Genomic DNA, 12,386 nt, shown 5'->3' with positions numbered 1-12,386 from the left:
GTGCGCATTAATGCGCACCCTACAAAAAGCCGGCAGTGATCCTGTAGGGTCGCCATTCATGGCGACCTGATAAAAACCGCGCAGTTACCCCGCAGGTGCGGCACTTATACCGGTGCGCATCAATGCGCACCCTGGGAAAAACCGGGCAGTGATCCTGTAGGGACGCCATTCATGGCGACCTGAGATGCATCGCTGGCAAACATCAGGCCAACATCGGCGCTATTCCGGAACATTCACCCGCCACTTTTCGCTATCCTTATTCCGTGCGACAACACCACAGGAGGTGAGCATTGAATATTATTGCGATCATGGGACCGCACGGCGCGTTCTACAAAGATGAACCGATTCGCGAACTGGACGCGGCGCTGAAGCTGCAGGGTTTCCAGACCGTTTATCCCAACAATGCCAGCGACCTGCTGAAACTGATTGAACACAACCCGCGCGTCTGCGGGGTGATATTTGACTGGGACGACTACAGCCTGGCGCTATGCAGCGACATCAATCAGCTCAACGAATCGCTGCCGCTGTATGCCTTCATCAACACCCATTCGCAGATGGATGTCAGCATTAATGAAATGCGCATGGCGCTGCACTTCTTCGAATACGCCCTCAACGCCGCTGACGATATCGCACTGCATATCCGGCAGTACACCGATGAGTACATCGACAAAATTATGCCGCCGCTGACCAAAGCGCTGTTCACCTACGTCAAAGAGGGGAAATACACCTTCTGCACGCCGGGCCACATGGGCGGCACGGCGTTTCAGAAAAGCCCGGTCGGCAGCCTGTTCTATGATTTCTTCGGCGCCAACACGCTGAAAGCGGATGTTTCGATCTCGGTCACCGAACTGGGCTCGCTGCTCGATCACACCGGTCCGCACCTCGAAGCAGAAGAGTATGTGGCGCGCACCTTTGGCGCTGAACAGAGCTATATGGTCACCAACGGCACCTCGACTTCAAATAAAATCGTCGGAATGTACGCCGCACCGGCCGGCAGCACGGTACTGATTGACCGCAACTGCCACAAATCGCTGACCCATCTGCTGATGATGAGCGACATCATCCCCATCTGGCTCAAACCGACGCGCAACGCGCTGGGCATCCTGGGTGGCATCCCTAAGCGCGAATTCACCCGCGACAGCATCCAGCAGAAAGTTAACGATACCCCGCGCGCCAGCTGGCCGGTGCATGCGGTCATCACCAACTCAACCTACGACGGCCTGCTGTATAACACGCAATACATCAAACAGACGCTGGACGTGCCGTCCATCCATTTCGATTCCGCCTGGGTGCCGTACACCAATTTTCATCCCATCTACAGTGGCAAAAGCGGCATGAGCGGCGAGCGCATTCCCGGCAAAGTGATCTATGAAACCCAGTCGACCCACAAACTGCTGGCGGCGTTCTCACAGGCGTCACTGATTCACATCAAGGGCGATTACGATCACGACACCTTCAACGAAGCCTACATGATGCACACCACCACCTCGCCGAGCTACGCGATCGTCTCTTCGATTGAGACCGCGGCGGCGATGCTGCGCGGTAATCCGGGCCGGCGGCTGATTAATCGCTCGGTGGAGCGCGCGCTGCATTTTCGCCGCGAGATCCAGCGGCTGCGCGAAGAGTGTGACGGCTGGTTCTTTGATATCTGGCAGCCGGAGCAGGTGGATGAAGCCGAATGCTGGCCGATTCAGCCGGGCGACGAGGCGTGGCACGGCTTTACCCACGCCGATCGCGATCATATGTATCTCGATCCCATCAAAGTCACCATTCTTACGCCGGGCATGAGCGAACTGGGCCAGATGGCGGAAGAGGGCATTCCGGCCGCGCTGGTGGCGAAATTCCTCGACCAGCGTGGCATCGTGGTGGAAAAGACCGGACCGTACAATTTGCTGTTCCTGTTCAGCATTGGCATCGATAAAACCAAAGCGATGAGCGTGCTGCGCGGACTGACGGAGTTTAAACGCGCCTACGATCTCAACCTGCGGGTAAAAAACATGCTGCCGGATCTCTATGCTGAAGATCCTGACTTCTACCGTAACATGCGCATCCAGACGCTGGCGCAGGGCATTCATCAGCTGATCCTGCAGCACGATCTGCCGCGTCTGATGCTGCGGGCATTTGACGTTCTGCCGGAGATGAAGATGACGCCGCACCAGGCGTTTCAGCGGCAGGTGCAGGGGCAGGTGGAAACCGTGGACATTCGCGAGCTGGTTGGGCGGATTTCAGCCAACATGATCCTGCCTTATCCGCCAGGCGTGCCGCTGGTGATGCCGGGCGAGATGATTACCGAACAGAGCCGGGCGGTGCTGGATTTCCTGCTGATGCTCTGTACCATCGGGCGGCATTATCCCGGCTTTGAAACGGATATTCACGGTGCCACGCTCACCGATGACGGTCGCTATCTGGTGCGCGTGCTGCGCGACGAGCCTGTGCGCTAACTTCAGATAATTGCCTCTTTTCAGCGTCGCGCCGGGCACGTAGGCTAAGCGGCTCAGAATACTTTCGGAGCCGCTATGCTGCAGATAAAACAGATCCACCACATCGCCATTATTGCCACCGATTATCAGCGCAGTAAGGCGTTTTACTGCGACGTGCTGGGCTTTGAGCTACTGGGTGAATACTATCGCGCTGAGCGCGACTCATGGAAAGGCGACCTTGGCCTTAATGGCGTCTATACCATTGAGCTGTTCTCGTTTCCTGCGCCGCCGCCGCGCGTCAGCGGGCCGGAAGCGTGCGGGCTGCGCCATCTGGCGTTTTGTGTGGATGATGTCGAACAGTCGGTTGCCGCGCTGGCAGAGAAGGGCGTGGTGTGCGAGCCAATCCGCATCGATGCTCTCACCGGTAAAGCCTGCACCTTCTTCCCCGATCCGGATGGTTTGCCGCTGGAGCTGTATCAGGCGTAAAATAGCGCGCGCAGTGAGCCGCAATCCGGCGGTTCACCTCAACGGAATGCGTGCATGTCCTTTTCTCATCTTGCTGCGCTGCTGCCAGCCGATGCCCGCTGCGTGCTGGCATTCAGCGGCGGGCTCGATTCCAGCGTTCTGCTGCATCAGTTAGTGAGCTGGCAACGCCAGCAGCCGCAGCTGCGCGTGCGCGCATTACACGTGCATCATGGTTTAAGCCCCAACGCCGATCGCTGGGCGGCGCACTGCCAGCAGCAGTGTCAGCAGTGGCACATTCCCTGCGAGGTGCTGCGCGTGCAGGTGGACGCTCGCGCCGGTGGGATCGAAGCCGCAGCCCGCACGGCGCGCTATCAGGCGTTATTCACACACCTGCAACCCGGTGAGTACTTACTTACTGCTCAGCACCTCGATGACCAGGCTGAAACGCTGCTGCTGGCGCTGAAACGCGGCAGTGGTCCGGCTGGTCTGGCGGCGATGCCGCAGCAGCGGCAGGTTAACGGCCACTGGCATCTGCGCCCGTTGCTCAACCTCAGCCGTCAGCAGCTGGAAGCTTACGCTGTCGGGCACCAGCTGGACTGGATTGACGATGAGAGCAACGCTGACCGTCGCTACGATCGCAATTTCCTGCGCCAGGACGTGCTGCCGCTGCTGCAGGCGCGCTGGCCGCACTTCAGCGCGGCCAGTGCCCGCAGCGCAGCGCTATGCGGTGAGCAGGAGCAACTGCTGGATGAGCTGCTCAGCGAGCAGCTGGCGCAGCTGACCGATGCCCAGGGCGCACTGCATTTTCCGCCGCTGCTGGCCTGTAGCGAGGCGCGGCGGCACGCGCTGCTACGGCGCTGGATTGGCGAACGCGGTGGCGCAATGCCCGCGCGCGACGCGCTGCAGCGCATTACCGACGAGGTGATGCACAGCCGTGAAGATGCGCAGCCGTGTCTGCGCTTTGGCGCGCACGAACTGCGGCGCTACCGGGAACGGCTTTACTGGCTGCCGCGACAGCACTCACTGAGTCAGCACTCGCTAACCTGGCAGCCGCTGACGCAGCCATTAATTTTGCCTGATGGGCTGGGTGAACTGCGCGCCAGCCTGGCGCAGGCGGAACTGCGCCAGCCGGCGGCGGATGAACAGGTTATTGTGCGCTTTCAGGCCCACGGCTATCACCATGTTGTTGGCCGGGCTGGTGGTCGCGAAATGAAAAAACTGTGGCAGGAGCTGGGCGTCCCGCCGTGGCAGCGCGAACGCATTCCGTTGATTTACTACAACCAGACGCTGATTGCTGCGCCGGGGCTGTTTGTCACCCGCGCAGGCGCGGCGGGCGAGACGCAAGGCTGGCAGGCGATCTGGTCAACACCCTAAAAAGGAACAGCAATGATGAAACAGTGGATTGTCGCGGCGCTACTGGCTGCTGCGCTGCCGGCGTTTGCGCAGGGCGACGTCAAGGCCGGCGCGCAGAAAGCCGCCAGCTGTATGGCGTGCCATGGCGCGGAAGGTAAGAGCGCGGTGCCGCTTTACCCTAATCTGGCCGGGCAGCATGCGCCTTACCTGCTGCATTCGCTGCAGGCCTACAAAAAAGGCGAGCGCAGTGGCGGTCAGGCAGAGGTGATGAAAGCCTTTGTGGCCGGGTTGAGCGATCAGGATATGGATGATTTAGCGGCGTACTACGCTTCGCTGCAGCCTTAAGCGAGGTGGGCGGGAATAGCTTTCCCGCCCGGGGAGAGATTATTCGTCTTCGCTGACGATAACGGTGCCCAGCTCAGGATGGCTGAAGCTGGCGATGTGGTCGAGACGCAGCTCGCGCGTTTCGCCGGAGAGGTCGACCGCAAGATACTCGACGTTTTTACGTGAGACCATGTCCACGGCTTTCGCTTTCAGCTGGTCGCCGTTTTTGAGCTCCAGCGACAGCGTCCAGTGTTTGGTACAGGCGAGCTCGAGGTTGTCGTAGTCATCACAGTTGATGGGTTTGTAGGCTTCATTCGTCAACATAGTCGCTCACCAATAAGTTTGCAGCGGCATACGCTGCCTGTTCCCTGACAGAAGAGTTTAGCGCAGAATTAGCGGCAATATCATTGAGTGCTTTCAGTGCGCATCCGATCGCGTCTGGCACATACCCCAGGTCGCCGCTGCCAATCCCGGCATACTTCTGGCGAACTAACTCACAATACTTTTGCACATACACCTCCTCAGCAGAGCATCAATACTCTGGTTGATATGCGACTATATCACAGGGGTTCGCTGGAAATCAGCCAGGGGGCGCAGGGAAGGTGGCAAAGAAAGGGCAAAAAGTGACAGCCAGCACTGGTCTCAGCCAGCCTGGCGGCGCACAAAAGGTTAAGTTGATGAACAGGTTATTTCCGGATACAACCGCGCTGATAACGGCAGGTGGCAGATGATTGTGCTGTCACGTAGTGTTTCAATTGCGGACAATGAAGTGGAGCTCAGTGCCATTCGCGCTCAGGGCGCGGGCGGCCAGCACGTCAATAAGACGTCGACCGCTATCCATCTGCGTTTCGATATTCACGCCTCGTCGCTACCGCCGTTTTATAAACAGCGGCTGCTGGAGGCGAACCACCATTTGATCAGCGCCGATGGCGTGGTGATTATCAAAGCGCAGGAGTATCGCAGCCAGGAGATGAACCGCGAAGCGGCGCTGCAGCGGCTGATCAACCTGATACGCGAGCTGACAACGGTGGAGAAAGTGCGCCGCGCGACGCGCCCGACGCGGGCGTCCCGAGAGCGGCGGCTGGAAGGCAAATCACGACGCAGCAATGTGAAGGCGCTGCGCGGCAAGCTACGCTAAAAAAAACGCCTCCGGCAGGAGGCGTCAGGGGATTACTTGTTGAGTGCGCGGCTGAGGAAGTCGACGATGTCGTGCTGCTTGATCATCTGCTTCTCGCTGGCGGCGCGGGCTTTGTACTCGATCTCCTGGTTATCCAGGTTGCGATCGCCAATTACAATAGTGTGCGGTACGCCAATCAGTTCCATATCGGCGAACATCACGCCCGGACGCTCTTTACGATCGTCAAGAATGACATCAATGCCTTTGGCGCGCAGCTCGTTGTACAGCTGTTCCGCCAGCTCTTTCACGCGGAAGGATTTGTGCATGTTCATCGGCAGAATCGCCACTTCGAACGGTGCCAGCGCCGCTGGCCAGATAATTCCGCGCTCGTCGTGGTTCTGTTCGATAGCCGCCGCCACGACGCGGGTGATACCGATACCGTAGCAGCCCATGGTCATGATCTGGTTGCGACCATCTTCACCCTGTACCGCTGCTTTCATCGCGTCCGAATATTTGGTGCCGAGCTGGAAGATGTGGCCGACTTCAATGCCGCGCTTAATCATCAGCACGCCTTTACCATCCGGGCTCGGATCGCCTTCTACCACGTTACGAATATCTTCTACGCGTGCTTCTGGCAGATCGCGGCCCCAGTTGATGCCGGCATAGTGCTGGCCATCAATGTTGGCGCCTGCCGCGAAGTCACTCATTTTTGCCACAGTGCGGTCAGCAATCACCGGGATGGTCAGACCGACCGGACCGAGAGAGCCAAAACCGGCACCGATGGCGGCGCGAATCTCTTCCTCGTTGCCCATTTCCAGTGGCGCGGCCACAATGTCCAGATGCTCGGCTTTGATTTCGTTGAGCTCGTGGTCGCCGCGTAACAGCAGCGCAACCAGCGAATGACCGCTCTCTTCGCTGGCTTTCACAATCAGCGTTTTCACCGTTTTTTCTACCGGGATCTGGTGCTGTTCGACCAGCTCGGCGATGGTTTTCGCGTTTGGCGTAGCGAACTGCGTCAGCGCCTGCGTTGCCGCCGGGCGCTCACCTGCAGGTGCCAGCGCTTCGGCTTTCTCAATGTTGGCCGCGTAATCGGACTCGCTGGAGAAGATCACATCATCTTCACCACTCTGCGCCAGCACCTGGAACTCATGCGAGCCGCTGCCGCCAATCGAACCGGTATCGGCCTGCACGGCACGGAAATCCAGCCCCATGCGGCTGAAGCTCTGGCTGTAGGCGCGGTACATCGCATCGTAAGTTTCCTGCAGCGACTCCTGCGAGGTGTGGAACGAATACGCATCCTTCATGATGAATTCGCGCGAACGCATCACGCCAAAACGCGGGCGTACTTCATCACGGAATTTGGTCTGGATCTGATAGACGTTGAGCGGCAGCTGCTTATAGGAGCTCAGCTCGTTGCGGATCAGGTCGGTGACCACTTCTTCATGGGTCGGACCCAGCACAAACGGACGTTCGTGGCGGTCTTTAATGCGCAGCAGCTCCGGGCCGTACTGCTCCCAGCGACCGCTCTCTTCCCACAGATCGGCTGGCTGAACCACCGGCATGGAGATCTCAATCGCACCGGCGTTGTTCATCTCTTCGCGCACGATGTTTTCAACTTTTCGCAGCACGCGAATACCGGTCGGCAGCCAGGTATAGAGACCGGAAGCCAGTTTGCGGATCATACCGGCGCGCAGCATCAGCTGGTGGCTGATCACTTCAGCATCGGAAGGCGTCTCCTTCAGGGTGGAGAGCAGATATTGAGTAGTACGCATTAATTTACGATTCCAGTTGTACGGAAGGATACGAACAAAAAATTTGCTGGCGGCTAGTGTACCAGCGAGATCCGTCACTCAAAAGCTTGTTTTAGCGCGGATCGAGCGCGATCACCTCGGTTCCCGCCGCGTCAATGCGCCAGCGCACATTAAAGTCGAGCAGCCAGGCTGCATATTCACGGCCAGGGCTTTCACCTTTGCGATAAGCCGGGCGCGGATCCTGCGCCAGCACTTCAGTGATAAAGCGCGCCAGCTGCGGGTAGTGGCGTTGCTGCTGTTGCAACTGCTGCTGCGCCTGCGCGGAGAAACGCACCGGCATGCTGGCGTCGGGCGCGCTCTGGGCGAAACCCGCGCGCGCCTCAGGCAGCGCTTCGGCGAAGGGCAGGTAAGGCTTGATATCCACCACAGGGGTGCCGTCCACCAAATCGAGGCTGCCTAATTGCAGAACTACCTGTTGCTGCTCGCAGCGAATGCCTTTGAGCTCAACCAGCGACATGCCGATAGGATTGGGGCGAAAGGTCGAGCGGGTGGCAAATACGCCCATGCGGGCATTACCGCCGAGGCGCGGCGGGCGTACGGTTGGGCGCCAGCCGCCGGCCATGGTCTGGTGAAAGACGAACAACACCCACAAATGGCTGAATGCCTCCAGTCCACGCACCGCTTCAGGCTGATTGTACGGCGCCAGCAGATGCAGTTCGCCACCGCCGTCCTGCACCAGACCCGGCTGGCGCGGTACGGCAAATTTCTCTTTCCACGGCGAACGGATCACGCCGATTTGCGCAAAGGCAAATTCACTCATTGATTGGAGACTTTCAGCGCGGAGCCCTGGCATACGGCCTGGCGATAGCAGCCTGGCGTGCTGGAGACAATTTCACACTTGTGCAGCAGCACGGCGTTGGCTTTCATGCCAGCCGCTTTAATCTGCAGGCGTTTACGCGCGGTATTGAGGTTCGGCGGCGAGTCCTGGGTGCTGCTCTGGCAATCATCACCCGACACTTCACCCAGATCGCGGAACGGATTGCTGACCAGATCGGTCGCATCGGTATAGATCTTCACCGGGGCCGGACGCGCAGCCGGTTTGCGTTGAGGTTCGCTGGTTGATTGCTGCGGGCGAGACGGAGCACTGCTTATTGGGTGATATTCACGCACGCACCCGGTCAGCATCAATGCCAACAAGCAGAGCGGTAAAAAACGCATGGCAACATCCTCATGTAATAAAAAGTGGCGTTATTGAAACAAGGACGACCAGAAATAACAAGTCAGCTGCCACATGCTGAAATAGAAAGGGCGGCCGAAGCCGCCCTGCACCGCATGAAAGGGATAATTACCAGCCTTTCACTGCGCCGCCGTTGAAGATTTTGTTGGCGGCTTCAGACACTTCGTCTGACTGATAAGCCTCAACAAACTTCTTCACGTTCTCCGCGTCTTTGTTGTCTTCGCGGCTAACGATCAGGTTCACGTACGGCGAGTCTTTATCTTCTACGAAGATGCCGTCCTTCGCCGGGGTCAGGCCAATCTGGCTGGCGTAAGTGGTGTTGATCACCGCCAGCGCAATCTGCTGATCGTCGAGTGAACGTGGCAGCTGTGGCGCTTCCAGCTCAACAATCTTCAGGTTCTTTGGATTCTCAGTGATATCCAGTGAGGTTGGCAGCAGGCCCACGCCATCTTTCAGTTTAATCAGGCCCACTTTCTGCAGCAGCAGCAGAGAACGACCGAGGTTGGTTGGATCGTTCGGGATAGCGATCTGCGCACCGTTCTGCAGCTCATCCAGCGATTTGATTTTTTTCGAGTAGCCGGCAATCGGATAAACGAAGGTGTTGCCGACCGGCACCAGTTTGTAACCGCGGTCTTTGATCTGCTGATCGAGGTACGGCTTGTGCTGGAAGGCGTTAACGTCAATATCGCCTTTGCTCAGCGCTTCGTTAGGCAGCACGTAATCGTTAAAGGTAACCAGTTCAACATCGAGACCGTATTTCTCTTTCGCGACTTTCACGGCAGTTTCCGCAACCTGCTGCTCAGCCCCGACAATCACACCCACTTTAATGTGGTTGGGATCTTTCTCTTTCTGATCGCATCCTGCCAGCGCAATCGCGCCAATCAGAGCACCCACAGCGGCAATCTTTTTAAATGTGAAAGACATATCCTTTCCTTAATAGAGGACTATTGATGTTGTTTGCTTATTTATGTGACACCGCACGCACGATGCGGTCACCACAGAACTGAATTAAATACACCAGCACCACCAGCAAAATCAGCACGGTATTCATCACGGTGGCGTTATAGCCGATGTAACCATACTGATAGCCAATCTGGCCCAGACCGCCCGCGCCCACAGCACCGCCCATGGCGGAGTAGCCCACCAGCGTAATCAGGGTAATTGTAGCGGCATTCACCAGCCCTGGCAGCGCTTCCGGCAGCAGCACCTTACGCACGATCTGCAGCGGTGTGGCACCCATGGCGCGCGAGGCTTCAATCAGTCCGGTCGGCAACTCAAGCAGCGCGTTTTCCACCATACGGGCGATAAACGGCGCTGCGCCCACGGTCAGCGGAACGATGGCCGCCTGCAGACCAATAGAGGTGCCGACGATGGCGCGGGTAAACGGAATCATCCACACCAGCAGGATAATGAAAGGAATAGAACGGAAAATATTGACGATGGCTGACAGCACGCGATACAGCGCAGTGTTGGCCAGAATCTGCCCCGGACGCGTGACGTACAGCAGTACGCCAACCGGCAGGCCAAGCACAAAGCCAAAGAAACCAGAAACGAAGGTCATCATCAGCGTTTCCCAGACGCCACGCGTCAGTAACCACAGCATCGCTTCAGACATAACCCAGCACCTCTACTTTCACATGATTTTCTTTCAGCCAGGCAATAGCGGCTTGTGTATCTGTTTCACTGCCGTCCATTTCGGCCAGCATGATGCCGAACTTCACGCCACCGGCGTAATCCATCTGGGCACTGATAATGTTGTTATTGACGTTGAAACGGCGCGCGGCTTCTGACAGCAGCGGCGCATCCACCGATTTACCGGTGAACTCCAGCCGCAGCAGCGGCACGCTCTCGCTGCCCGCGCTCGCCTGCATGCGCTGCTGGTAATCATCCGGAATATCCAGATGCAGCGTTGACTGAATAAACTGCTGGGCCAGGGGCGTTTTCGGGTGCGAGAACACTTCGCTGACGCTGTCTTTTTCAATCAGTTCGCCGTTGCTGATCACCGCTACCTGATCGCAGATGCGTTTCACCACATCCATCTCGTGGGTGATCAGCAGAATAGTGATGCCGAGCCGACGGTTGATGTCTTTCAGCAGCTCCAGAATCGAGCGGGTGGTGGCCGGGTCCAGCGCGCTGGTGGCTTCATCACACAGCAGGACCTTCGGATTGCTGGCCAGCGCACGGGCAATCGCGACGCGCTGTTTCTGACCGCCGGACAGATTCGCCGGCCAGCTGTCGTGTTTGTCCGCCAGACCGACCAGCTCCAGCAGTTCGCTGACGCGCTTTTTGATCGCCTCGCGTGACAGGTTACCCAGCTCAAGCGGCAGCGCAACGTTGCCCGACACGGTGCGGGAGTTCATCAGGTTGAAGTGCTGGAAGATCATGCCAATCTGGCGGCGCGCCAGCGTCAACTGCCCGGAAGAGAGCGCGGTGAGATCCTGACCGTCAACCAGCACGCGACCGGATGTCGGGCGCTCCAGCAGATTGACGCAGCGGATGAGCGTACTTTTACCGGCACCGGATGAACCGATGACGCCATAAATTTGTCCGGCAGGCACGTGCAGGCTAACGTTTGACAACGCCTGAATAGTGCGTGAACCCTGCTGGAACACTTTGGTGATATTTTCGAGTTTAATCATTAGTTTAATTGTTATCGTGTTGCGTTGTCCGTGGTGTATCGGTCTTCGCGCCGCCGGGGCAGGCGAAATCTGGATGGATGGTAAGGCATCCAGACGGCTAAATCAATCAAAGTCATTCAATCTGCCATTCTCACGGTACGCGCAATCATGCGATACTGCGCGGCACTATTTGCAGCAGGAGTTTCTACGTGGCGAACCCAGTCCCGGCTATTTTTCTCGATCGTGATGGCACCCTGAATGTCGATCACGGCTATGTTCATGAGATCGATAATTTTCAGTTTATTGATGGCACCATTGAAGCGCTGCAGGCGTTAAAGAAGATGGGCTACGCGCTGGTGCTGGTGACCAACCAGTCTGGCATCGCGCGCGGCATGTTTACCGAAGATCAGTTTATGCAACTCACCGAGTGGATGGACTGGTCGCTGGCCGATCGCGATGTCGATCTCGACGGCATCTATTTCTGTCCGCATCTGCCTGATGCAACGGTCGTGGAGTACCGCCAGACTTGCGATTGCCGCAAGCCGCAACCGGGCATGCTGCTTTCGGCGCAGAAACACCTGAACATCGATATGGCAGCTTCTTATATGGTGGGCGATAAGCTGGAAGATATGCTGGCAGCAAAGGCGGCAGGCGTGGGAACCAAAGTGCTGGTGCGCAGCGGTAAGCCAGTCACCGCCGAAGGCGAAGCGGCCGCGGACTGGGTAATTGATAGTCTCGCAGAGCTGCCGGCGCGCATGAAAAAGGCCTGAAATCAGGCCTTCTGCACAAATCTTAAGCGAACAGTAAAAAAGTTGAAATTTGCACTTGCGCTTCCATAAGTTCGCCCTATAATGCGCCACCACTGAGACGGCAAAGCGGCAACGCAGGCGGCTCAGCAGGGCGTGAAGTGATTCACCCCGCCGGAGAAAAACGCTGAAAAAAGTGTTTGACTCTGAAGGAGGAAGGCGTAATATACGCCACCTCGCGACAGCAGGCCGAACGCCGCGTCGCACCGCTCTTTAACAATTTATCAGACAATCTGTGTGGGCACTCGCAGGATTGATATCACAAGCCTACGGGCTTTAAAAAATATCAAGTCTT

Annotated in this window: 14 protein-coding genes; 6 read left to right on the top strand and 8 right to left on the bottom strand. The window is 57.6% G+C overall.

The genetic code is table 11. The annotated features are described in order from the left end of the window. Positions 1-290 precede the first annotated feature (290 nt). The 4 genes from ERD80_RS04330 (at position 291) to ERD80_RS04315 (ending at position 4,583) form a co-directional block, all read left to right on the top strand. Positions 291-2,441 (top strand): lysine decarboxylase LdcC, encoded by a 2,151-nt coding sequence (locus ERD80_RS04330; RefSeq protein ID WP_136545878.1) that lies wholly within the window; start codon positions 291-293, stop codon positions 2,439-2,441. 75 nt (positions 2,442-2,516) lie between these two features. Further along, entirely contained in the window at positions 2,517-2,906 is a 390-nt protein-coding gene (locus ERD80_RS04325) for a VOC family protein (RefSeq protein ID WP_058770579.1), read from the top strand. A 54-nt stretch (positions 2,907-2,960) separates the two neighbouring features. Continuing rightward, positions 2,961-4,259 (top strand): tRNA lysidine(34) synthetase TilS, encoded by a 1,299-nt coding sequence (gene tilS / locus ERD80_RS04320; protein ID WP_136545876.1) that lies wholly within the window; start codon positions 2,961-2,963, stop codon positions 4,257-4,259. 15 nt (positions 4,260-4,274) lie between these two features. After that, entirely contained in the window at positions 4,275-4,583 is a 309-nt protein-coding gene (locus ERD80_RS04315) for a cytochrome c (RefSeq protein ID WP_031279691.1), read from the top strand. Positions 4,584-4,622: 39 nt separating this feature from the next. Here ERD80_RS04315 and rof read toward each other — a convergent pair whose 3' ends face one another. Both rof and ERD80_RS04305 read right to left on the bottom strand, forming a co-directional pair. Further along, the gene (rof, locus tag ERD80_RS04310; protein ID WP_021507471.1) at positions 4,623-4,886 is read right to left on the bottom strand and encodes a Rho-binding antiterminator; all 264 of its coding nucleotides are present in this window, start codon (positions 4,884-4,886) and stop codon (positions 4,623-4,625) included. Then, the gene (locus ERD80_RS04305) at positions 4,873-5,073 is read right to left on the bottom strand and encodes a YaeP family protein (protein WP_021507470.1); all 201 of its coding nucleotides are present in this window, start codon (positions 5,071-5,073) and stop codon (positions 4,873-4,875) included. The genes rof and ERD80_RS04305 overlap by 14 nt, the downstream gene beginning before the upstream one ends. Before the next feature lie 216 nt (positions 5,074-5,289). On the opposite strand from ERD80_RS04305, the gene arfB reads away from it, so the two are divergent. Beyond that, positions 5,290-5,700, top strand: a complete 411-nt coding sequence (gene arfB, locus ERD80_RS04300) for an alternative ribosome rescue aminoacyl-tRNA hydrolase ArfB (RefSeq protein WP_021507469.1) — start codon at positions 5,290-5,292, stop codon at positions 5,698-5,700. Positions 5,701-5,732: 32 nt separating this feature from the next. Here arfB and proS read toward each other — a convergent pair whose 3' ends face one another. The 6 genes from proS to metN all read right to left on the bottom strand — a co-directional run bounded on the left by proS (position 5,733) and on the right by metN (position 11,306). Next, a complete protein-coding gene (proS, locus tag ERD80_RS04295) occupies positions 5,733-7,451 on the bottom strand; it encodes a proline--tRNA ligase (RefSeq protein ID WP_058774791.1) in 1,719 nt (572 codons plus the stop codon). Between the two features lie 91 nt (positions 7,452-7,542). Next, positions 7,543-8,250, bottom strand: a complete 708-nt coding sequence (tsaA, locus tag ERD80_RS04290) for a tRNA (N6-threonylcarbamoyladenosine(37)-N6)-methyltransferase TrmO (protein ID WP_021507467.1) — start codon at positions 8,248-8,250, stop codon at positions 7,543-7,545. Then, positions 8,247-8,648, bottom strand: coding sequence for an Rcs stress response system protein RcsF (gene rcsF, locus ERD80_RS04285; protein WP_021507466.1), 402 nt, complete (start codon positions 8,646-8,648; stop codon positions 8,247-8,249). The genes tsaA and rcsF overlap by 4 nt, the downstream gene beginning before the upstream one ends. A 127-nt stretch (positions 8,649-8,775) precedes the next feature. Continuing rightward, positions 8,776-9,591 carry a MetQ/NlpA family lipoprotein gene (locus ERD80_RS04280; protein ID WP_021507465.1) on the bottom strand — a complete coding sequence of 272 codons (816 nt, stop codon included), beginning with the start codon at positions 9,589-9,591 and terminating at the stop codon, positions 8,776-8,778. Between the two features lie 37 nt (positions 9,592-9,628). Next, on the bottom strand, positions 9,629-10,282 hold the full coding sequence (locus ERD80_RS04275; RefSeq protein ID WP_021507464.1) for a methionine ABC transporter permease MetI: 654 nt from the start codon (positions 10,280-10,282) through the stop codon (positions 9,629-9,631). Further along, positions 10,275-11,306 (bottom strand): methionine ABC transporter ATP-binding protein MetN, encoded by a 1,032-nt coding sequence (gene metN / locus ERD80_RS04270; protein WP_058759540.1) that lies wholly within the window; start codon positions 11,304-11,306, stop codon positions 10,275-10,277. The genes ERD80_RS04275 and metN overlap by 8 nt, the downstream gene beginning before the upstream one ends. 188 nt (positions 11,307-11,494) lie before the next feature. Here metN and gmhB point away from each other — a divergent pair, with 188 nt between their 5' ends. Continuing rightward, positions 11,495-12,055, top strand: a complete 561-nt coding sequence (gmhB, locus tag ERD80_RS04265) for a D-glycero-beta-D-manno-heptose 1,7-bisphosphate 7-phosphatase (protein WP_021507462.1) — start codon at positions 11,495-11,497, stop codon at positions 12,053-12,055. Positions 12,056-12,386 lie beyond the last annotated feature (331 nt).

The organism is Pantoea sp. R102, from assembly GCF_004916815.1.
In the GTDB taxonomy this organism is placed as follows: Bacteria; Pseudomonadota; Gammaproteobacteria; order Enterobacterales; family Enterobacteriaceae; genus Pantoea; species Pantoea dispersa.
Note: the sequence above shows the minus strand (reverse complement) of the source record. Positions and strands in the feature narration are given on the sequence as shown.